Raw genomic sequence first — 20,196 nt, forward strand, 5'->3', positions numbered from 1 at the left:
TCTTAAAAATCAAATCGCTCTTCAGCGGCAACAAACGAACCGCGCTCTTCTCTCCTGTTGTCAAAATCGACGCTCTCTCCTTTCAGTCTACCCGCGCCTATTATACCAGGCCGGGCACGAACAGGCAGGCTGCCGGCGCCAAAGATTTACAGCGATTTCTCTGAGCGATAGAGACGGGTTCTTTTTCGCGGACGTTGAATTGAAAAGGATGGAGAATAACAATGGCAACCGCAGATTATAAAGACTTTAACGACAGAGAAAAGGTTTCATAGCTTTTGCAACGGCCTTGATTACAGGGACGACTACCGAATTACCAAATTGTTTGTATGCCTGCGTATCAGAAACAACGATTTTGAATGAATCGTCAAATCCCATAATTCGAGCGCATTCTCTTGGGGTCAATCGACGTGGAGTTCGCCCGTTCTCTCTTGAAACCAAAATCTCGGCGCCATCCTTATAATACCTTGCCGAGAGCGTGCGAGCGACGTCGTCCGGCGTTACGAGTCCATATCCAAAACCGTTTCCTCTTGCCCTGTGTTTTGCGGCATAATCCTGAAGGTACCGCCACAGGCGTTCCGATAACCCGTACTTTGATTGAACTTCGCCCCTGGCCCCTGTCGTATAAGGAAATTGAGGCAATTCGCTTCCGTCTTCAGGATGTAAAACGGCTTTCATTGTCGGACGTTCGTCAGGAATAACAAGGCTGTCCCATGAAAAATCGTTTTTCTCGCGGAACCCCACAATAATTATCCGTTCTCTGTGTTGAGGAACCCAGGACTGTCCGTCGATGATTTTCCAAAAAACATGATAATCCAGCTCCTTTTCAAGAGTGTGAAGTATGATTTCAAAAGTCTGCCCTTTATTATGTGAAACCAGATTTTTAACATTTTCAAGCAAAAACGCCTTTGGATGTTTAGCCGCCAAAATACGCGCAACATCAAAGAAAAGCGTTCCCTGAGTCGTGCATTCAAATCCGTGAGGACGTCCCAGCGCGTTTTTTTTTGAAACACCCGCTATTGAAAAAGGCTGACACGGAAAACCCGCCAGCAAAACATCATGATCGGGGACGTCCCCGGCGGGATATGAAACGATGTCTCCCACAAAGGATTCCTCTTCTCCGAAATTGGCCTGATAAGTTTTTTTACACCATTCATTCCACTCGCTCGTGAATACGCAACGGCCTCCGACAGACTCAAAGCCTGATCGAACGCCCCCGATTCCGGCAAAAAGGTCAATGAACGTAAAACTATCCACAACGCCAGCCTCCGTCTCAAATCGATACTCCCGGGCATCAAGGCGGCAGCCGTCCGATTCCAAGTGCTTCCGGGTATATCTGATATCTGATCGAATCGAAGTCAAGCATAACACAAGGGGGGATCGTTTGATTGGTACCGGCAAATTGCAGCCGGGCGAAATTCAACCCGGCTGACGTTTTTTATTCGGCGCTTCAATGCCTGCAGGCACGTCGGTTGCAGACACGCCGCGACCGTCCAAAACTTACAGAGCAGCGATTTTTTCCCCGTAAGCGATGCATTCGGCGGAAGCCGTATCATCAGGAGCTTCATGCACGGCCAGCCCATCGCCCACAAGCTGCGCTCCGGCTTCCCTGACGCGGTCCGCCCAGACTCTCAGCCATTCGCCGCCACCCCAGCCGTAAGAGCCGAAAATCGCGACGTGCTTTCCCCGGAGCGAAGGACAGGCCTCGGTGAAAAATGGCTCCATCTCACCTTCTTCAATCACTTCAACTCCCATGGAGGGCGAGCCCAGCGCAATCACGTCATACTCGGCGAGCTCGTCCACCGAAGCCTCTCCGACCGACTTGCACACCACCGTCGCGCCTTTGTCACTGGCGCCCTTCGAAATCAGCTGCGCCATTTGCTCCGTGTTGCCCGTCCCAGACCAATAAACGATAATGACTTTAGACATTTTTTAAAATCCTCCCTGAATGAAAATTTGTCCGGCTGTGCCGGAACGAAACAGTTTGTGTTCGGCATTGGAGCGAACCGCTCCGCGATATGGCCTGCCCGATCTCCGGTTCTCGAATGTTCATTAAATACAGGCACGCTCGCCCAAATGAGGCCAGGTATGCCTCGCCCGGCGGATGAGGGCTCTCGCGGCACTGGTTTCCACCTGTTTGTACCTCCGGAAGGTTCTTCGGGCTTTCCGAACGTTGCCGTAGACCTTCCAGCAGCCGACCAGCAGGGGATCTTCACCCCTGTTTCGAATGAAACCCTCCACATCCTTCGGCGGGTATCCGAGAAAAAGACCAATTTCATGAGGAAAATCACATTGAAAACGTTCTCCCAAACGCTCCAGACAGGACTCCACGTTCGAAACATCTCCGTAACCCAGAGAATCCAGCAGCGCCCGCGATTCTTCCGCGAAGAGGGCCCGAACGAGAAGCTCTTTTCTGTAGACCAGAATCAGAACCGAACTCTCGTCGGCCGTCGTCCGGGCGGACAGGGTAAACGACGAGAGACGAAATCTGCGAAGCAGTCCTTCTTTTTCAGCGTCCCAGATCGCCGCGATATTTTTATCCCCGCTGCGCCGGAGGTTGATCAGGTTTCCCGGCTTCAGCCCTCTTATTGTTGGAGCTGCAAAACAATAAATCAGAGATTCGATATACGCCCGGGTATCCTGCTTTTGAATCATCGACATAAATGCTATCATCGTTTTCATGCTGCTTTTTTCCCGCAGTCCATAGATCTGACCTCCCCGAAGCAAAGAGGTAAATTTGTTCAATAAAACAATAATCATGATAACCTCATTGAACACAGGCTGTCAAGAGGTGCAAAATTATCGAGATGGATATTTAATTTGACAAAAAAGTTTTATAATGCTAACTTAAATTTCGTCCGTGAGAAACGGCATCTACGTGAAGGAAGCGGGTTGGCATATAAAAATGAAGTTTTCGATAATTCATGAACTGCCCGGGCGGATTCGGCTGAGGTGTCCGCGGAATGCGTTCACGGAAACGGAGGCTCTGGTCATTGGAGCGCTGCTGGAGACTCACGCGGAGATTCTGAGGGCCGTCGCCTCCCACAGAAGCGGAAGTCTGCTGATCCACTACGAAGGAGAGCGGTCGACGATTTTGAAGGCCGTCAGACGTTTGGACGCGACCGTTTACAGAAATGTCGAAGGGCTGTTTTTCATCCCCGAAAAACGCGACGACCCGGTGGGCGCGCTGCTCTCCTTCCTGGGCAAAGCGGCCGGTCGGGCTCTGACGCCCCGGATCCTGCGTCGTGCGCAGACTGTCATCCGCATCTTCTCACTTTTGAGACAGGAATCTCCTTCGGGATTCTTCTCAGCGATGTAAAATCTTCCGCTTCTCCAGCGCCAGCATCAGAGGATATCCGACAATCCAGCAGGCTCCCGCCTGACCGAGCCCCACGTAAATTATCGTGCTCCACAGAGGTGTATTGTCTATCAGCAGGTGCAGCATCGTGCCGATGACAAACATGTTGACCACCACAGGGGGCAGAGCCGCCAGCCACAGGCAGGGCATTTTACTGGAAAGCCACGCGGCCAGGAGCGTCGCGCCGCCTCCCGCAATCACGTCGGGCATCCCGTACCCGCCGAAGAAGTTGGCCAGAACACAGCCGGCGAAAAGCCCCGGCACCGCTTCAGGAAGATAGAAGGGCAAAAGCGTCAGGGCCTCGGACACGCGAAACTGCAGAGGGCCAAAGGAAATGGGTGTGAGAACGATGGTCAGAGCGGCGTAAAGAGCCGCAAGCATGGCGGACAGCGCCAAACTCTTTATTTTCATGTCAGAAACTCCTTTGTATTAAAAAGTCAGATATTTTTGCCGTCCAGGGCTGTGAATTTCCGTCGGTCAGCGACACTGACCAACTCGCCGTTTTTCTTCAATTTACTCAATTACCCAAAATATCCATTCTCATTCCACCCCGCTCAGAAGCGGGACGAAACGGCAATAATCGTACCAGGTGTTGCGAAACCCCGGCTGCAGTTTCTCGCGCACCAGAAGGCGCTGCCCTCCCGTCATCACGTTCAGGGGGACCACCAAAAGGCCGTTCAGACTCAACTGCCGGTCCCATTCCGCTTCGACCTTCATGGAGGCCGCCGCTACGATGATCCGGTCGTAAGGAGCTTCCCCGGGGTACCCCAGACGTCCGTCGGAATGGATGACTGTGACATCGAAATTCAGATCTTTCAGCCGCTTCTGCGCCGTGCGAGAAAGAGATTCCACTCGCTCCGTGGCCCAGACCTGAAGCCCCAGAGTCGCCAGAATCGCGCTTTGATACCCCGATCCCGCCCCCACCTCCAAAACCTTCATGCCCGGTTCCGTCCTGAGAAGTTCGGTCATCTTCGCGACCATATAGGGCTGGGAGATCGTCTGGTGTTCCCCTATGGGCAGAGGGCGGTCGATATACGCATCTTCCGCGTATTCCGGCGGGACAAAAAGATGTCGGGGGACGGAGGTCATCGCATCGAGAACGCGCCTGTCTCTCACATCGCGCCCCACAATCTGATCCTCCACCATCTCCAGAGCCTGCCTCTGCCATCTTTCCATCGTTACAGCCTCCATCACTCCGCGCGTCACTCCGCGCACAGCGTCAGCACGGGGAATCCCCTGCGGGAATGTCGGATCTCGAAGCGCGGCCTCAGGGCCTTTCGCAGTTTCCCGATGGAATTCACCGTCACCCGCAGAGGAGAAATCCCGTCTCCGGCGTCCATTACGGAAAATCCGGCGTCTTCCAGAGTTTTGGCGAAAGCGTCCCGATTCTCCCCGTCGGGCAGGTCGATCTGCACCAGAGTGGCATAGGGGGGCAGATTCAGATTTTTTCGCTCCTCCAGATCGCCCCGCCAGAAGTTTTCCCAACCGGACCACAGGGCGCTCCGCCAGGCGTTTCCCGTGCGACGGGTCTGCATCAGCACCACGCGCCAGGCGTCTGCTCCCTTCAACCCCCGCCAGCAGGACTCCCAAATCATGCTGAAGGTCTGAAAGCGGGCGTTGTAATCCGTTTTACGCTCTTCGGCGTCCAGGTCCAGCCATCCCACAAGCCCCACGTCAAGAAGGTCGCATCGGGTCAGGAGCCGTCGGGTCCCCAGAAGCAGAGCGGGAGACGAAACGCGCTTCAGGCTCGGCTCATCCATCAGAACCGGCGCATTTTCCACATATCGAAGGGCCGTGGGCAACAGTGCCTCCAGTCCCGGCCGCCTCCCCCGCAGCAGCGTGCCCCGGCACACCGGACATCGGGGGGGCAGAACGTCCCGCATACCGCACTGCACGCAGCGAAGAACCGCTCCCTCGGACTCGCTCCGCATCGTCGAGCCGCAGCGGGAGCAGGAAAGGGCGCTGCCGCAGTCGGAGCAGAAGACCTCGCCGGAGAGCCCCTTTCGGTCCATGATCCAGAACACGGACCGGCCCGCTGCCAGCGTCGCCCGGGTGCGGTCGAGAAGAGATTTCGTGAGAAACAGTTCGCCCTCCACGCCGGGAACCGCGTTTTTGCGGGCGCGCCCCATATCCACAAAAACGAGGTTCTCTCGTCTCGGCAATATCGAACAGGCGGGACGGGATCTCAGGTACGTCCGCGCCGAGGGCAACCGCCCGCCCAACAGAAAAACGGCCTTCAGACAAAGCGCTCTGCGGCCGGCCAGAGTCCGCGCCGAAACCCGGGGAGCCCGCACGAAAACATAAGAGGGGTTGGCTTCATCGTCCACGATGATCGTCTCGAAGGTCATGGGAGCGAACACCGCCCGTCCCGTGCCCACGATCACTCGAACCTCTCCCCTGCAAACCGCATCCCAGGCGGCCCCGATTTTTTTTCCCCCGTCGCTTTCAGGCCACAGAAGCGATTCTTCCCTGATCTCCGAAGGCAGAGCTCTGAAAAAAAGCGACGCGTTTTCTTTTTCGGGAAACAGGACCAGCGCCCGTCCTCCCCTCGACAGCTCTTCGACGTAACCGGCGCGGCGCTCCTCATCTCTGGGATCGTAGCAGGCTCGCTCCCGAAACACGCCGTTTGCCGGCGCTTCGGGGGGAGGAGGCGAAAAAGGGCCGCCCCGCAGAAGCGCTTTCGGACAAATAAGCTGAAGGGCCTCGCCCATGCCGCACAGGAACGTTTTCCCTGTCCAGCCGGCAAGACCCCAAAGATCGTCCCCCAGCACACACCGTTCATCCAGCACTTCCCGCACGGTTTTAAGGGCCATCCTCGTTCCGGAGCCGGAAACCGGAGGAGAGTCCGCGACGCTTTCCACAAATCCGACCCGGGACCCGCTTCCCACGGGAACCCGCACCCGTACCCCTCTCTGGGGAGGAGTCGAGGACTCCAGGATATAGGTCAGAGTATTCCACCAGGGGCCGGGAATGACCACCTCCGCGTAAAAAAGCATGAAGCTACAGAAGACCCCGGCTCAGGACCGTTTCCCAGATGGCGTCGGCGACTTCTTCCTTGCTTCCGGAAACCTGCGTTTCGCTCTCCCGGGACAGAATCCGAATCGTGTTGGTGTTGGCTCCGAACCCGCTCCCCTCCGCCAGAACGTCGTTGGCGACCATCAGATCCATGCCCTTGCGTTCCATTTTGGCCCGGGCGTTTTTCTCCAGGTCGTCCGTTTCCGCCGCAAAGCCAATCAAAAGCTGACCGGCGCGCTTGCGGCTTCCCACTTCTGCCGCAATATCCGGGTTCTGCACCAGAGACAGGGTGAGCGATTCCTTTTTTTCGCGCTTGATCTTGTGGAGCGCCTGCTCCTCGGCCCGGTAATCTCCCACGGCGGCCGCCTTGACCACGCAGTCCGCCCATTCGAGGTTTTCCATCACCGCATCCCGCATTTCCACCGCCGTGACGACGCCGCGCATCTGAAGCCCGTGGACGTTGCCGGGACAGGGCGTCGGCCCCAGAATCACCCGGACCTCCGCGCCCCGGTACCAGGCGGTGCGCGCCACCGCCAGCCCCATTTTCCCCGTGCTGGGATTGGAGATGAAGCGTACCGGGTCCAGGTACTCGCGAGTGGGGCCCGCCGTCACGAGAACGTGTCGGCCTTCCAGGTCCCGCCGGGGAGAAAGGGCCCAGGCGATTTCCTCCAGAATCAGGTCCGTTTCGGGCAGCCGTCCCTTGCCCTCATAGCCGCAGGCCAGAGAGCCGAACTCGGGGTCCACCACGCGCAGGCCCCACTCCGTCAGAGTTCTCAGGTTCCGCTGAGTCGCCGGATGTTCAAACATGTGGACGTTCATGGCGGGGAAAAGCAGCACCGGAGCCCGGGTGGCCAGAAGAGCCGCCTCGACGATACTGCCCGCGCGCCCCTGGGCCAGCCCCGACGCCGTTTCCGCCGAACAGGGAGCGACAACGACGGCCTCTGCCCAGTCGGCCAGCCGGATGTGGGGAATTTCAAACCCCCGCTTCTCCGACAAAAAATCATCCTGCAGCCACGCGCGCCGGCCCGAAAGGGTGGAAAGAGCCAGCGGGCTGACGAGCGTTTCAGCCGCTTTCGTAAGGACAATCTCGACCTCGCAGTCCAGCTTGCGCAAACGGCTGACGAGGTCGGGAATTTTATACGCCGCGATGCCGCCCGTGACGCACAGCAGAATTTTTCGAGAGCGTTTCCAGCTCAGCATTTGAAAAGGAACCCTCAGGACTGAGTCGGTCTGTTCGCGCCGGTTCCCTCCGGGAGGTCCTTTGCTTCCAGTTCCGCGATCCATTGAGCGGGAATTTGTCCGTGCTCCACCTCCACCAGGGCGGCCGAAAGGTATTTTTCGTTCGCCGGCAGCGCGTCGAGAACCGTTTTCTGTTCGCTCAGCCATCGGGCTCTGGCGGCCACCAGAGCCGTGATCTCATATTTGTTGTTCGTTCCGCATTTATTTTCGAGCTCATCAATGTCGTAAAACTTCATAACTCACAAACCTGCCTTCATGTCGTTTTATTTTTTCCCGGCTCCGTTTCTCCGGGACGTTTCGATCCCGTTTTTGAATCGGTTCCTTTATAACTCAGTATAATGCGGCGCAGTTCCTCCGTGGCCGCATCCAGTTCGTCGTTGACGACGACGTGGTCACAGAACGACGCGTACTTCATTTCCTCCTTCGCGTTCGAGAGCCTCAGAGCGATCTGCTCCTCGGAGTCCGTCCCCCGCTTTCGGAGCCGTTCCGACAAAACCGAAAGAGACGGCGGGGAGATAAAAATCAGCACGCAGTCGGGAATGAGCTTTCGAACCTGTTTCGCCCCCTGGACGTCGATTTCGAGAAGCACGTCTCGCCCCGCGTCCAGGTCGCGCTGAACATCCTCACGAAGCGTCCCGTAAAAATTTCCGTGAACCAGGGCGTATTCGAGAAACAGATTACGCTCCACCTTTTCCTCGAAGGCCTCTCTGGAGAGGAATCTGTACTCCACCCCGTCGCGTTCCCCGCCTCTTGGGGCACGAGTGGTACAGGAGATCGAATAGACCCAGCCCTCCACATCCGCAAGAGCGCGGGACCTCAAAGTTCCCTTGCCCGCGCCGCTGGGTCCGGCGAGAACGAAGAGCCTCCCCCTGCTCTCACGTTTTATTTGCCGCTCCTGTCCGTTCATTTTCGCGCGATTTATCCTCCGTCCATCTGATTATTCGACGTTCTGTATCTGCTCCCTTATCCGTTCGAGGCAGGATTTTGCCTCCACCACCGTCCATCGGAACTCGGCGTCGCCGACCTTGGACCCCATGGTATTGACCTCTCGATTCATCTCCTGAATCAGAAAGTCGAGTTTTCTTCCCTCCGACGCCGAACCGAAGGCCGTTTCCCTGAACTTCGCGATGTGGACGGCCAAACGGGCCAGCTCTTCAGAAACGTCCCATCGGTCAGCCAACAGAGAAACTTCCTGTGCGATGCGGTTCTGGTCGATCTCCAGGTCGAACCGCTCCATGACCTTCTCTATTCTCGTCTTCAGAGCATCCAGGGCCTCGGAAGAGGCGACATTCCACCTCTCCGAAAGAGACGCCACAAGAGACTCGAAGGTTTCCAGGTCCAGTCTGACGGCCTCCGCCAGCTTCGCCCCCTCGGAGCTTTTCATCTCCATCAGGGCCTTCACGGCTTCCTCCGTCAGAGCGTCCCAGGCGTTGTCCCCCTCCGCCTCGTCCTCTTCGGAGACGGACAGGGAATCACAGACGCCGGGCAGGGCCAGCAAAGGCGTCAGCTCGGAAACGGAAGAAGCGGCGAAAGGCAAATTCCACTGTTGCGAAACCGCCTGGAGTTCACCATAATAATAGCTGAGCGCCTCCCTGTCCAGTTTTGCCACACGGCTGCCGGCCATCCAGGAAATTTCGGCAGAGAGCCGGATTTTCCCCCGTCTGAGGCGCGAACGCAGCAGAGAAACGATCCGGCTCTCCAGGGAGGAAAGCTCCTTCGGCAACCGGACGCTGATTTCCTGATAACGATGGTTCACCGACGTCAGCTCGAAGGAAACCGTACCCCAGGAAAAAGTATGGACCGCCCGGCCAAAACCGGTCATGCTCAACATATTGCCATCACTCCGCATCTTCAGCCGTCTTTCGATACCTCACGTACCAGGCGTCCTGGCCGGCCAGTTCCCGTTCGACGGCATCCAGCAGCGCGTCGAGCCCTCTGGCTTCAAGGGCGCTCAAAACCACCGTTTCTTCTCCCGCCGCCCGAAGGTACAGAGAAAGGGCGTTCAACTCCCGTTCAGAAACGAGATCTTCTTTATTGAGAACGACAACGCGGGGGATGTCCAGGCAGCCAATATCCTCCAGCGTTCTCACAATGACGTCGTACGTTGCCGGCGCGTCCTCCTCTCCGGCGTCCAAAACCAGAAGCAGCAGCGCCGCCTCCGCAATTTCCTCCAGAGTCGCGCGAAAAGCCGCCACCAGGTCCGGGGGCAGGCTTCGGACGAAACCCACGGTGTCGGAAAAAAGGGCCGCTCCTCCCCCCGGCAGCCCCACCCGCCGAACCGACGTGCTGAGGGTAGAAAAAAGCCGGTCCTCCACCAAAATCGATTCATCACCCGAAAGAGCCCGCAGAAGCGTCGATTTCCCGCTGTTGGTATACCCCACCAGAGACACCGTCGGGATGCCCATCTTCTTTCTGCGGTCCCGCACCAGCCGGCGTTGCTGTCTGACATTTTCCAGTTTTTTAGATATTTCCCGCTCCCTGCGTTTCAGCTTTCTTCGATGCCGCTCGAACTCCGTTTCGCCGGGACCTCGGGTTCCAATACCCGCCCCCGCCCGGGACATCTGAAGTCCCAACCCCTTCAGGTGGGGAATTTCGTACCGGATCAGGGCCAACTCCACCTGCAGTTTCGCCTCGGCCGTATAGGCCCGTCGCTCGAAAATCTTCATGATGACAAAGGGCCGGTCCCATATCTTCAGGCCCGTCATTTTTTCCAGGTTGCTTTTTTGAACGGGAGAGAGGGCTTCGTTGAAGACAAGGTATCCTCCGCCTCTGGCCCGGCAAAACACCCCAAGTTCCTCCGCCTTGCCTCTGCCCACCAGCGTGGCCGGGTCCGGGGCAGGGCGCTTCTGCACGGCGCTCCCCACCACGGAAATCCCCAAAGACCCCAGCAAAAGCGAAAGTTCCTCCAGCAAAAGCGTCGGAGCATAATCCTGATCCGGCAGAGAAAGAGCCGCCACCACAGCGGCGTTGGGAGTGAGAGCCGTCTCCGGTCTGCGACGCTGCCGGCTCAAGATCCCGACTCAAGCTCCCGAAGGGCTTCCGTCAGCGCCGTCACGATTTTTTCCCGTGCCCCTTTCCCGCGGCAGGTCTCCGCGTCGAAGGTCAGCAGTTTTCCGAAGGTAACCGAAATTTTGGCGGGACGGAACAGAAACGCGCCCGGCGGCAGAGCCCTGTAGGTTCCGCTGATGAAAACGGGCAGAATGGACGCCCCCGAATGGGCCGCGATGAGTCCGACCCCTCCCTCCAGAGGCTGCAATGTTCCGTCTGGAGAACGGGACCCCTCGGGGAAGATCAGCACGTCGTTCCCCTCTTCCAGCAACCTGAAAAATCCCTTGAGAGCGCTGGCGGCGGAGGCGTTGTCCACGCGGGAAACGGGTACGGCCCCCAAAACTCGAATGATCGGCCCCAAAAGCAGAGGCCTGAAAAGTTCTTCCTTGGCAAAATAACGCAATCGCCGGGGAAAGGCCACCCCGACGACCAGAGGATCCAGATTGCTGCAATGGTTGCAGGCGACGATCACGTTTTTGTCGCCCGAAAGCGGCTCCACCCATTTTATGGAAAAGCGATTGTAAAGAAAAAAGATGCCCCGGAAAAACATCTGCACCAGCGCGTAAAAAAATTTGTTGAACGTCAACGGCTCAAATCCTTTCCACAGATTCACGCCCCGCCGCCCTGCTTCCGCCGGGACGCCTGTCATTCACCGCTCTTCGCCATTCTGTCCCGCACGATGGAAACCAGTTTTTGGACGACTGCTTCCATATCCATCCGGGACGTATCCACATGAATCGCGCCCTCGGGTTCTTTCAGGGGGGCCAGTTCACGAACGCTGTCGGCGTGGTCCCGCTCGTGCATTCGGGCCAGGACGTCCTCATAAGCGATGTTTTCCCCCCGGGCCTGAAGTTCTTTGAACCTTCGCTCGGCCCGGGCCTCGGGAGAAGCGGTAAGAAAGAAACGGACGTCCGCGTCGGGAAAAACCACCGTCCCCATGTCCCGACCCTCCGCAACCAGAGAACCGTACCGGGCCTGATCCCTCTGAACGCTCAAAAGGGCGCTTCGAACCGAGCTCAAAGCGGCCCAGGCGGACACGATACCATCCACATGGGGCGTTCGTATGGCGCAGGTCACATCCTCGTCGCCCGCAAAAACTTTTTCCCCCTCCAGACGTACGGAAAGCCCCTTCACCGCGTCGAAAGTCTTTTCTCCCTCCGCCGGAAGGAGGCCCCTCCGATCCAGAACAAAGGCCACGGTTCGGTAGAGAGCGCCCGTATCCAGCCGGCGAATGCCCAGTTCCCGGGCCACGCGTTCCGCAACGCTGCTTTTCCCCGCTCCTGAAGGACCGTCGATGGTAACGATCACGACGGCGCCTCTACATATCCCGCATATCCGCCATTTCCTGAGAGGCCTGTCCCGCGAAATCCACCAGCTCCGAAAGGAGGGCTTCATAATCCTCGATGCCAAGGCGCTCCAGGGGTTCCGTGAAAAGGTAGTTCTGAAGTCCGTCCGCCCCCAGCCCCACGCCCAGCATGAGACACATGGAATTGGCGACGCTCACCACGTCCACCAGAGATTGATACTTCGCGTGTTCGGCCTCCAGAGCATTGGGATTGTGATGAAGCAGCGTGGAATACTGATACCCCTCGGGGAGATCCCAGCGCTCCACCAGCAGAGACCCTACCATGGCGTGTTCAAACCCCAGGACCTTCAGCTCGGCTTCGGTAAAGGGGATATGTTCCTCTTCGACCAGTTTGACGATGATACCGTAGCCAAATCGCACGTAGTCGTTCAGCACGACCTTGCCGATGTCGTGCAGCAGTCCGCCCACATAGGCCTCCTCCGGGGGAACCTTATTGCTCAGCTGCGCGATGTGACGAGCCGTGTAGGCGGTGGTCAGGGAATGCCGCCACAGCTCACCCCGATCCAGAGCGTAACCTGAAAGCCCCTTGTCCATGACGGAGTACACGGTGGCCGCAAGAACGATGTTGCTGATATTTTTGTACCCAAGAAGCGCGATGGCCTCCGAAATATCCGAGATGTGTCTCGACATCCCATAGGCCGCCGAGTTGGCCAGTTTCAGGGTACGCAAAACCAGCCCTTCGTCGCGGGAGAGGCTCGCCGCCACGTCCGAAGCGCTGCTGGTGGGGTCGTTGAGCTTGCGCAGCGTCTCCACCACAAACTGGGGAAAGGACTTGATTTCCTTCAGTTTACTTATTATACGTGTCTTGATAAGTTCCCGCGAACGCTCATCTATTTCACTCACGGACGTGTCCTCCTTACGCAGCCGGGCAAAGTCAAAGCAGAGTTAAATTGAACCACCCTCAAATATTTTAGTGTACAGGTCAGAAAAAGACAATTCCACGAATTGATTTTTTTGCAGTTTCATGAGGGTCAAAACACCAATCCTGCGCCGTATGAGCCTCAGTACAGTGAAGCCCGCCTGTTTCGCCATGACCCGCACTTCACGTTTCAGCCCTTCCCCGATGGTGAGACGTACCCACCGGCCCCGGGGTTCCCGTATCATCACCGCTATCGAAAGGGGGGCGATCTTCCGCCCCTGGATCTCGAAGCCCTCACGCCAGCGATTCAGTCGTTTCTCGTCGATTTCTCCGTCGAGAAGGGCCTCGTATTCCTTCACGACTCCCTTCGACGGATGCAGAACATTCTGGGCAAACTCTCCGTCGTTGGTCAGAATCAGCAATCCCTCGCTCTCCCGGTCCAGACGCCCCACGGGGAAAACACCCTGCGCCCGGTACTTCTCCGGCAAGAGATCCATCACGACGGGATCATGTTTGTCGGAAACGGCGCACACCACCCCCGACGGCTTGTTCATGACGATGTAGACCTTCGGGCAGGGCAAAACGCGAACCCCATCCACCTCCACAACGTCTTTGTCCGGATCCGCGGGAAAATACGGAGCCAGAACGATTTTACCGTTGACCTTCACCCGCCCCGCATGAATGAGCTCCTCCGATTTTCGTCTCGACGCGGTTCCGCAGTCCGCCAGAAAGGCGTTAAGTCGCATCGTCCCCGTCCTCCGAATCGTCCGGTCCGGCCGCGTCTTCCGCCGGTTCGGAGCCCAGGGCCTCAAGTTCTTCAAGGTGAGGAAGGTCGGCGATGGCCTCCACTCCAAACACGTCCAGAAAACGCTCGGTGGTTCGATAGAGCAGAGGAGACCCGCTGGTTTTCTTGCGCCCCGATATGCGGATCAGACCATGAGAAAGAAGGGTTTCCAGCACCCGCTCGCTGCGCACGCCCCGCAGCTCCTCCACCTCGCCTCGGGTCACGGGCTGATTCCAGGCGATCACCGACAGCGTTTCCACCGCCGCTCTGCTGAGGCGTATCCGGTCTTTCTGGGACGCTTCCCGGAAGAGGGACAGAACCTCCGAGAAATGGGGGTTGGTTTCCAGAACCCATCCTCCCGCCGCCGACGACAGGACGAGTCCATGCCCCGACGCCAGATGTTCTTTCAGTTCTTCCAAAGCCGCGGTCAAATCCTTTGTCGTCGTCCCGAAAACGTTTTTCAGATCCGTCTCGGGAACCGGATCCGCGGCCAGGAAAAGCACCGCCTCAATCTGAGATGCCAAAACGGAAAGCGGTCCGGAACCGGCGGCGCTCCCCTTTTCAGCAGACCTTCGCACATATTTTGACATCGGAAAAAAGCGTCTCCTGCTCGATATAGACCTTACCCATGCGACACATCTCCAGAACCGCCAGAAGCGTCACGATCAGGGAACCCAGGGAAGGGGAAAGACTCCAGGTCTCATTCAGGGAAATGGCGGAAAAATTCCGCAGCTTCTCCTCCAGTTCGGCGATACGGCCCTGAATCTGAGACTCCTCGGGAAGCGGCCCGGGGACGCCGTCCCACTCCTCTTCAAAAAAACCGTCGGGGAACGGGTGGGACGCTCTGCCGTCGGTATATCGCTCAAAGAGCCGCCACCAGATCCGGCTCAAAAAATAAAGGTCTCCAATGACGTACCCCCGTTTCGCCACCTCTCCCAAATGCCCCGACACCGGACGCCGAAAGCGTTTTTCCCTCAACAGCTTCCGCTCCTCCAGCCAGGAGGTGGCCGCCCGGTAAGGACGATACCGTTCAAGCCTTTCCATAAGCTCTTCCTCATTGATGGGAAGGTTCTCCTCACCGTCGTCCAGTGGCTCCGGCTCCGCGCCGGGAAGCAGAGAAAGCGTCTTTTGAAGCAGCAGTCCGGCGACCATATAGAAAAAATCCGCCAGCATGTCCGTGGAGGCTTTTTTCGTCTTCAGCAGCCAGACCCCGTAGATGCGCACCAGCTGCGTCACTTTGATTTCGGCGGCCTGAAACTGCCGGCTCTCCACCAGATGACACAGGAGGTCGAGAGGGCCGGAAAAACCGCCGATGGAGATTTCGACGCTCTCCTTCAGCATAGGCTCAACTGACCCGGTCGGCCCGGACGATCAGCCCCATGGCGGGATAGACGTCCTTCATGGTGGCCCGCGCCGCAGTTTCGGCGCGCTTCGCCCCCTCCCGAAGAATATCCTCCAGCAGGGACTCGTCCTTTTCATAGCGGGCGCGGCGTTCGTGAATGGGGTCCATCATGGTCGAAACGTGGGCGTTCAGCATTTTTTTGCAGTCGATGCAGCCGATGCCCGCCGTTCGGCATCCCATGTCGATCTCCGCCCTCTGGGACTCGTCGGGATTGAAGACCTTGTGAAGGTCCCACACCGGGCATTTGTTGGGGTCTCCCGGATCCGTGCGCCTCTCCCGGGCCGGGTCCGTGATCATGGTGCGGAGCTTCTCCCACATGGATTTGGAGCTTTCCGAAATATAGAGAGAATTTCCGTAGGATTTGCTCATCTTGCGGCCGTCGGTTCCAGGGACCTTCGGCGTGGGGGTCAGAATGGTCTGAGGCTCGGGCAGCAAATTTTCACCGAAAAAGTGATTGAAACGGCGCACAAGCTCCCGTGAAAGCTCCATGTGGGCGCTCTGATCCTCTCCCACCGGAACCTTTTCCGCTCTGTAGAGCAGAATGTCCGCCGCCATCAGTACGGGATAGCCCAGAAACGCGAAGGTGCTCAAATCCTTGTTCTGGATATTCACAATCTGTTCCTTGTACGTGGGATTTCTGTAAAGCCAACCCAGAGGGGTGATCATCGAGAGCGCAAGGAAAAGCTCCGCGTGCTGAGGAACGTGAGACTGGATGAAAATGCAGCTTTTTTCGGGGTCCAGTCCGACGGAAAGCCAGTCCAGCAGGACGTCCATACAGAGTTTATGCGTCTCTTCAGAATCGGCGTAGTTCGACATCAGCGCGTGCCAGTCGACAATGCAGTAAAAACATTCATGATCCTCCTGGAACTTCACCCAGTTGGTCAACGCTCCCGCCATATGTCCGAGATGCAGTTGACCCGTCGGTCTCATCCCGCTGAAAACTCTGCTTTTCTTCATGATGATTACCACCTCGTATAAATTCGATCGCGGCTCGCCCGGTCACAGACGCAGCGGCGCGGCAAGAGCCCGATAGTTCAGCAGCACGACCTCCAGCTCCCCCGGAACGGAAAGATAACGCGCCAGTTCCGCCAGAGTCCCGCTTTCCATTTCCCCGTGATCGATCACGGCCACAGGGAGCCTTGCGCGAACGCAGTCCACAATATCATGATACTTCATGTCGGCCGTAACGTAGAGGTCCGCTTTCACGGACAGGGCCGCGGGCCAGAGGCTTCCTCCCGAGCCGCCGCAAAGGGCCGTTCGCAGTATACTACAGTCCGTCGGTCCATAGTAGTCAAGACGGCTTAGATTCCAGGCGCTCTTCAGTCTTTCCAGAACCTCCGTCACGGGAGCCGCGGCAGGCAGGTTTCCCACCGCGCCCATGCCCCCCGTTCCGCGGGAGGAAGGCTGCAGAGGGGCCACGGAAACGAGCTTCATCTTCTCCGCCAGGACGCGGCTGACGCCTTCTTCCGCGCTGTCCCAGTTCGTGTGGGCGGACAGCACCGCCATGCCGGCCAGGGCGGCCATCTGAACGACCTTCCCCTCCGTGACGGAGAAGTCGATCTTCCTGACGGGATGGAAAAAAAGCGGATGATGGGACAAGAGCGCCTGACATCCCCCGCGGCGGGCTTCTTCCAGAGCTTCGGGCAAGGGATCCAGCGTCAGGGCAAGACGCCGCACCTCTCCTTCCGGGTCCCCCACCATCAATCCGCTGTTATCCCACTCCTCCGCAAGGGCAAAGGGAGCCGTCAGGTTGATTTTCTCAAGTATTTCACGTACCTTCAAAACGCCACCTCCGTGCGAAACGAACCCTCCCGACGGGTTCAGCAATTCGGGAGGATCGCTTTTGAACCGCTCCGCCACATCAGGGCTACTCCAACCCCGGCCGTCAGACAGAGAGCCGCCAGAGACCGGAACGCTCCCATCTCTCCCACGAGAGGCGTCGCGAAGCCGATATAGACAGGCAGAACAAACCAGCTCACATCATAACAAAAATAGACCAGCGAGGACATTTTCGCCCTCAGCCGCTCCGGAGCCAGGTCTCCGATCAGAGCCAGAAGCGCCGGAAAACCGTACCCCATGCCCATCCCGTTGAAAAACCCGCAGGCAAAAAGCCAGACGTTGTTCACCGCCTCGGTGGTGAGATACAAAAACAGCGCCATGACGAAGAGCGACGGCCCTATGAAGAGATACCGGGGGTGACGATTGAAGAAATCGCGCCCCATCGTCCGCATGACCAGGGCGCCCAGTCCGTTGGCCACGGCAAAAAAGGAGGGGATGAGGCCCATGGAAAGCGCGAGGGACGGAATACAGACGATGGCGGCGTCGCAGAGCCCGAAAAACAGGCAGGTCAGAATCGTGCGCCAGACCGGAATTTCTCTGTACAAATCCCCCCATGTTCCCCATTTTCCGGCGACTCTCAGGGTTCCGGAAACCGCCGGAAACCGCCAGGAAAAAATGAGGCACAGGGCCGACGTCACCACGGGAATCGCCAGAAACAGCCCCGCCTCGCCGCGGGAGAGAAACCAGTCCGCCAGCGGCAGAACCGTAAACAGGCAGGAAAGGGACCCCAGGGTGATCACCGCGAAGGTTCCTCCCCGAACTTCCCCGGGGATAAGCAGAGACTGACAGGTCATCAGCGCCACCACGAACACGCCGAACCCGAGGCCCATGGCGACGCGTATCGCCAAAAACAGCCAGAAGGACGCGGCGAAGAACATGAGCAGGGTGGAGAAAAGACAAACGCAGGCCGACGCCGCAAGAGCCCGGCGAATCCCCGCCCGCTCCGCTATCCAGCTCCCCAGAGGCCGGACCAGAGTCGTCGCCGCGTAGAAAGCCCCCACCAGGATCCCCGCATTTTCGGAGGAAAAACCACGCATGACCAGATAGGGAGCGAGCATGAAGAACACGTTGGAACAGGAATAAATTGCCCATGTAAGACCCGTCAGGTAAAACACCAGAAGCCGCATTCACCAAAACTCCCTTTCGCGCTGCCGTCAGGAACAAAACAGGGAATCCTCCGAATCTAAAAGGATTCCCCCCCGTTTTTTCGTCCTGTGAAATTACGAAGAAGCTCTGCTGCCGATTGTATGCGTTACTGCGAAATAGCTCCGACCGGGCAGGTCGAAACGCAGCTTCCACACTCGATGCAGGTATCGGCGTTGACCTTCGCCTTGCCGCCAGCCACGGCGATGGCCTCCACCGGGCAGGTCCCCACACATGCCTCGCAGCCCACACACGTACCGCTGTCCACTACCGCCTTTGCCATATAAAATCCCCTCCTGATTCGATATATTTCGTAACACCTGTAAATGCTTCTTAAATGTTACGCCGCGATTATATCATGAAAGCATGATCTCAAGACCTGCCCCGGTCGCGTATCTCCGGCAAGGCAAATCCACCGATTTCCCGCTCAGGCCTCGACGCTCTGATGTTTTTTGTTTTTGATGGCGTCGGCCACGTAACCCAGGGCAAGCTTTATGCTGGAGGCCAGAAATCTCCAGTCGTCCTCCGCAAAATTCTTGCATTCCCTGACGAGACTGCGCAGATACATTCCAAACTGAGGATCGCTTTTCAGCATGTTCACAACGAAACTTTTCGCTTCGTCGTCCAGATCTTCCATGCCCGGGGCGTTCACCACTCCCAGCAGGTCATTGACGTCACAGCCCAGAGCCGTGGCAATGGCGAGGAGCATTTCTCCGCTGGGTCCCTTCGGACTGCCTTCGATTCGGCTTATGTTCGCCTGAGTCAGTCCCAGCTTGTCGGCAAGATCGTCCTGATTGAGCCCGAGTGCACGCCGTCTGGCCTTGATATTGGCTCCGATGGACTGCGGGGCAAATTCCACATCTCTGATTTTCAACAATTTGATTACCTCATTTGCTTAGTATGAGCATTCATTATAAATATATAAAATTCAAGTATAAGCTCAATGGTAATTTTTACGATCTTTTCCTCGTGTAAATACCGAATATTTCAGACGAGAAGGGCTTCTAACAACAGAGACATCAACCTGATCACAAAGTAGGTCAAATTACCTATTTATGCATCTGAAAAGATAAAGACAAGTGGTCTTATTTACAATAATATCTATTGAACCTATATAATGATTATTATGATAAGACTACACTTATTTAAAGTAATTGTCTGATGCCGTTGTCTGGTTGAGGAAATCTGACAGAAGAAAAGAGCAGCAGAAAAGAGATGGAAGAAAGAGGAAAAAAGAGGAAGAAAGAGATGGAGGAAAAGAGATGATCCACTGGAAGTACACGGAAACGGGGCGTTACCGGCGGTTGAAGGCCGGCGTCCTGATGTGCGTCCTCGCGGTTTTTTTCACGCAGGAGATTTTGACGTCAGCCGCATTTGCCGCATCGGCGGAGACGAGCCGGCAGGAGAACCCGTCGGGCACTCCGGAGCAGGCTTTCGCAAAGATCAAAACTGACGCGGAAAGGGGTGATACGCAGGCTTTGCTCACACTGGGAGGCCTGTACGCGGAGGGCGTCGGCGTCTCGAAAAACTTTTCAAAGGCCCGCGAATGTTACGAAAAAGCCGCGGAGGCGGGTATGGCGGAGGGAATTTTCAACGTCGGCGTCTGCTGGGAGATCGGTATGGGAAGCGAGGCGGACCCCCGAAGGGCGGCGGAGTACTTCCGCAGGGCCGCCGACATGAAGCTGCCCCAGGCCCTGTTCAAAATGGCGGTCATCCTCGACGCGGGCGCCGGAATCGAGAGGAACGAAAAAGCTTCGCTCCGGTACATGGCGCAGGCCGCCGCCGCCGGACATCCCGACGCGGCGTCGATCATGGGGGTCCTTTGGCTGAACGGACTTCGAGGGGAGAAAAAGAACCCCAAAGAGGGCCTGAAAATGCTCAACGTCGCGGCTTCGAAAGGCAACGTCGAAGCGATGAAGAACATCGCCGTCGTTTACAAGGACGGTATCGGAGTAAAAGCCTCTCCGGCCGACGCATTAAAGTGGTACATCATTGCCGAAAAATGCGGCTACCCGACGGAGGCGCTGTCCGGCGTCACCGCGGAGATTCGGAAGAAACTTTCCTCTGATCAGCGGAAAAAAGCGGAGTCCGAGGCGAATGCGTGGCTGAAAAAAGCCCGCGCTTCAGCTTCGCGCTCATAACGAAG

General features: G+C 57.2%; 23 protein-coding genes and 1 pseudogene. 2 read left to right on the plus strand and 22 right to left on the minus strand.

The annotated features are described in order from the left end of the window. Window positions 1-246: 246 nt before the first annotated feature. From dcm to LBR61_08000, 3 genes and pseudogenes are all read right to left on the minus strand, one after another. Window positions 247-1,248 (minus strand): annotated as a pseudogene (gene dcm, locus LBR61_07990) (DNA (cytosine-5-)-methyltransferase). 249 nt (window positions 1,249-1,497) lie between these two features. After that, window positions 1,498-1,926, minus strand: coding sequence for a flavodoxin (locus LBR61_07995; GenBank protein MDR1732019.1), 429 nt, complete (start codon window positions 1,924-1,926; stop codon window positions 1,498-1,500). Between the two features lie 123 nt (window positions 1,927-2,049). Next, window positions 2,050-2,757 (minus strand): DUF3793 family protein, encoded by a 708-nt coding sequence (locus tag LBR61_08000; protein ID MDR1732020.1) that lies wholly within the window; start codon window positions 2,755-2,757, stop codon window positions 2,050-2,052. A 145-nt stretch (window positions 2,758-2,902) separates the two neighbouring features. Here LBR61_08000 and LBR61_08005 point away from each other — a divergent pair, with 145 nt between their 5' ends. Beyond that, a complete protein-coding gene (locus tag LBR61_08005) occupies window positions 2,903-3,316 on the plus strand; it encodes a hypothetical protein (GenBank protein MDR1732021.1) in 414 nt (137 codons plus the stop codon). Here LBR61_08005 and LBR61_08010 read toward each other — a convergent pair. The 19 genes from LBR61_08010 to LBR61_08100 form a co-directional block, all read right to left on the minus strand. Beyond that, window positions 3,305-3,766 carry a QueT transporter family protein gene (locus LBR61_08010; protein ID MDR1732022.1) on the minus strand — a complete coding sequence of 154 codons (462 nt, stop codon included), beginning with the start codon at window positions 3,764-3,766 and terminating at the stop codon, window positions 3,305-3,307. The genes LBR61_08005 and LBR61_08010 overlap by 12 nt on opposite strands. A 129-nt stretch (window positions 3,767-3,895) precedes the next feature. After that, the gene (locus LBR61_08015) at window positions 3,896-4,531 is read right to left on the minus strand and encodes a protein-L-isoaspartate(D-aspartate) O-methyltransferase (GenBank protein MDR1732023.1); all 636 of its coding nucleotides are present in this window, start codon (window positions 4,529-4,531) and stop codon (window positions 3,896-3,898) included. 26 nt (window positions 4,532-4,557) lie between these two features. After that, window positions 4,558-6,351, minus strand: coding sequence for a hypothetical protein (locus LBR61_08020; GenBank protein ID MDR1732024.1), 1,794 nt, complete (start codon window positions 6,349-6,351; stop codon window positions 4,558-4,560). A gap of 4 nt (window positions 6,352-6,355) precedes the next feature. Beyond that, complete coding sequence (gene coaBC, locus LBR61_08025; protein MDR1732025.1) at window positions 6,356-7,570, minus strand: bifunctional phosphopantothenoylcysteine decarboxylase/phosphopantothenate--cysteine ligase CoaBC; 1,215 nt, start codon at window positions 7,568-7,570, stop codon at window positions 6,356-6,358. 14 nt (window positions 7,571-7,584) lie between these two features. Beyond that, complete coding sequence (locus LBR61_08030; protein ID MDR1732026.1) at window positions 7,585-7,845, minus strand: DNA-directed RNA polymerase subunit omega; 261 nt, start codon at window positions 7,843-7,845, stop codon at window positions 7,585-7,587. Between the two features lie 17 nt (window positions 7,846-7,862). After that, a complete protein-coding gene (gene gmk, locus LBR61_08035; protein MDR1732027.1) occupies window positions 7,863-8,516 on the minus strand; it encodes a guanylate kinase in 654 nt (217 codons plus the stop codon). Window positions 8,517-8,546: 30 nt separating this feature from the next. Beyond that, the gene (locus LBR61_08040) at window positions 8,547-9,440 is read right to left on the minus strand and encodes a YicC family protein (protein ID MDR1732028.1); all 894 of its coding nucleotides are present in this window, start codon (window positions 9,438-9,440) and stop codon (window positions 8,547-8,549) included. A gap of 7 nt (window positions 9,441-9,447) precedes the next feature. Further along, complete coding sequence (gene hflX, locus LBR61_08045; GenBank protein MDR1732029.1) at window positions 9,448-10,620, minus strand: GTPase HflX; 1,173 nt, start codon at window positions 10,618-10,620, stop codon at window positions 9,448-9,450. Beyond that, window positions 10,617-11,270: a 1-acyl-sn-glycerol-3-phosphate acyltransferase gene (locus LBR61_08050; protein MDR1732030.1), complete on the minus strand. Its 654-nt coding sequence runs from the start codon at window positions 11,268-11,270 to the stop codon at window positions 10,617-10,619. The genes hflX and LBR61_08050 overlap by 4 nt, the downstream gene beginning before the upstream one ends. 32 nt (window positions 11,271-11,302) lie before the next feature. After that, window positions 11,303-11,965: a (d)CMP kinase gene (cmk, locus tag LBR61_08055; GenBank protein MDR1732031.1), complete on the minus strand. Its 663-nt coding sequence runs from the start codon at window positions 11,963-11,965 to the stop codon at window positions 11,303-11,305. Between the two features lie 10 nt (window positions 11,966-11,975). Then, the gene (locus tag LBR61_08060) at window positions 11,976-12,866 is read right to left on the minus strand and encodes an HDOD domain-containing protein (protein MDR1732032.1); all 891 of its coding nucleotides are present in this window, start codon (window positions 12,864-12,866) and stop codon (window positions 11,976-11,978) included. Between the two features lie 42 nt (window positions 12,867-12,908). Beyond that, entirely contained in the window at window positions 12,909-13,628 is a 720-nt protein-coding gene (locus LBR61_08065) for an rRNA pseudouridine synthase (protein ID MDR1732033.1), read from the minus strand. Continuing rightward, window positions 13,618-14,256, minus strand: a complete 639-nt coding sequence (scpB, locus tag LBR61_08070; protein ID MDR1732034.1) for an SMC-Scp complex subunit ScpB — start codon at window positions 14,254-14,256, stop codon at window positions 13,618-13,620. Before scpB ends, LBR61_08065 begins: the two co-directional genes overlap by 11 nt. Beyond that, a complete protein-coding gene (locus LBR61_08075; GenBank protein ID MDR1732035.1) occupies window positions 14,228-15,007 on the minus strand; it encodes a segregation/condensation protein A in 780 nt (259 codons plus the stop codon). Before LBR61_08075 ends, scpB begins: the two co-directional genes overlap by 29 nt. A 4-nt stretch (window positions 15,008-15,011) precedes the next feature. Then, entirely contained in the window at window positions 15,012-16,025 is a 1,014-nt protein-coding gene (gene trpS / locus LBR61_08080; protein ID MDR1732036.1) for a tryptophan--tRNA ligase, read from the minus strand. A gap of 42 nt (window positions 16,026-16,067) precedes the next feature. Beyond that, window positions 16,068-16,928 (minus strand): Nif3-like dinuclear metal center hexameric protein, encoded by an 861-nt coding sequence (locus tag LBR61_08085; GenBank protein MDR1732037.1) that lies wholly within the window; start codon window positions 16,926-16,928, stop codon window positions 16,068-16,070. After that, the gene (locus LBR61_08090; protein MDR1732038.1) at window positions 16,889-18,034 is read right to left on the minus strand and encodes an MFS transporter; all 1,146 of its coding nucleotides are present in this window, start codon (window positions 18,032-18,034) and stop codon (window positions 16,889-16,891) included. Before LBR61_08090 ends, LBR61_08085 begins: the two co-directional genes overlap by 40 nt. Window positions 18,035-18,159: 125 nt before the next feature. After that, window positions 18,160-18,333, minus strand: coding sequence for a 4Fe-4S binding protein (locus LBR61_08095; protein MDR1732039.1), 174 nt, complete (start codon window positions 18,331-18,333; stop codon window positions 18,160-18,162). A 144-nt stretch (window positions 18,334-18,477) separates the two neighbouring features. Further along, entirely contained in the window at window positions 18,478-18,927 is a 450-nt protein-coding gene (locus tag LBR61_08100) for a helix-turn-helix domain-containing protein (protein MDR1732040.1), read from the minus strand. A 385-nt stretch (window positions 18,928-19,312) separates the two neighbouring features. Here LBR61_08100 and LBR61_08105 point away from each other — a divergent pair, with 385 nt between their 5' ends. Then, window positions 19,313-20,191, plus strand: a complete 879-nt coding sequence (locus LBR61_08105) for a sel1 repeat family protein (protein ID MDR1732041.1) — start codon at window positions 19,313-19,315, stop codon at window positions 20,189-20,191. The last annotated feature ends 5 nt before the right edge of the window (window positions 20,192-20,196 follow it).

The sequence above is a fragment of the Synergistaceae bacterium genome (genome assembly GCA_031272035.1).
Lineage (GTDB): Bacteria > Synergistota > Synergistia > Synergistales > Aminobacteriaceae > JAISSA01.

Coding starts and splice junctions, on each gene's coding strand:
- LBR61_07995 (MDR1732019.1), bottom strand. CDS start 1,926: ATGTCTAAAGTCATTATCGTTTATTGGTCTGGGACGGGCAACACGGAG.
- LBR61_08000 (MDR1732020.1), bottom strand. CDS start 2,757: ATGATTATTGTTTTATTGAACAAATTTACCTCTTTGCTTCGGGGAGGT.
- LBR61_08005 (MDR1732021.1), top strand. CDS start 2,903: ATGAAGTTTTCGATAATTCATGAACTGCCCGGGCGGATTCGGCTGAGG.
- LBR61_08010 (MDR1732022.1), bottom strand. CDS start 3,766: ATGAAAATAAAGAGTTTGGCGCTGTCCGCCATGCTTGCGGCTCTTTAC.
- LBR61_08015 (MDR1732023.1), bottom strand. CDS start 4,531: ATGGAAAGATGGCAGAGGCAGGCTCTGGAGATGGTGGAGGATCAGATT.
- LBR61_08020 (MDR1732024.1), bottom strand. CDS start 6,351: ATGCTTTTTTACGCGGAGGTGGTCATTCCCGGCCCCTGGTGGAATACT.
- coaBC (MDR1732025.1), bottom strand. CDS start 7,570: ATGCTGAGCTGGAAACGCTCTCGAAAAATTCTGCTGTGCGTCACGGGC.
- LBR61_08030 (MDR1732026.1), bottom strand. CDS start 7,845: ATGAAGTTTTACGACATTGATGAGCTCGAAAATAAATGCGGAACGAAC.
- gmk (MDR1732027.1), bottom strand. CDS start 8,516: ATGAACGGACAGGAGCGGCAAATAAAACGTGAGAGCAGGGGGAGGCTC.
- LBR61_08040 (MDR1732028.1), bottom strand. CDS start 9,440: ATGTTGAGCATGACCGGTTTTGGCCGGGCGGTCCATACTTTTTCCTGG.
- LBR61_08065 (MDR1732033.1), bottom strand. CDS start 13,628: ATGCGACTTAACGCCTTTCTGGCGGACTGCGGAACCGCGTCGAGACGA.
- scpB (MDR1732034.1), bottom strand. CDS start 14,256: ATGTCAAAATATGTGCGAAGGTCTGCTGAAAAGGGGAGCGCCGCCGGT.
- LBR61_08075 (MDR1732035.1), bottom strand. CDS start 15,007: ATGCTGAAGGAGAGCGTCGAAATCTCCATCGGCGGTTTTTCCGGCCCT.
- trpS (MDR1732036.1), bottom strand. CDS start 16,025: ATGAAGAAAAGCAGAGTTTTCAGCGGGATGAGACCGACGGGTCAACTG.
- LBR61_08090 (MDR1732038.1), bottom strand. CDS start 18,034: ATGCGGCTTCTGGTGTTTTACCTGACGGGTCTTACATGGGCAATTTAT.
- LBR61_08095 (MDR1732039.1), bottom strand. CDS start 18,333: ATGGCAAAGGCGGTAGTGGACAGCGGTACGTGTGTGGGCTGCGAGGCA.
- LBR61_08105 (MDR1732041.1), top strand. CDS start 19,313: ATGATCCACTGGAAGTACACGGAAACGGGGCGTTACCGGCGGTTGAAG.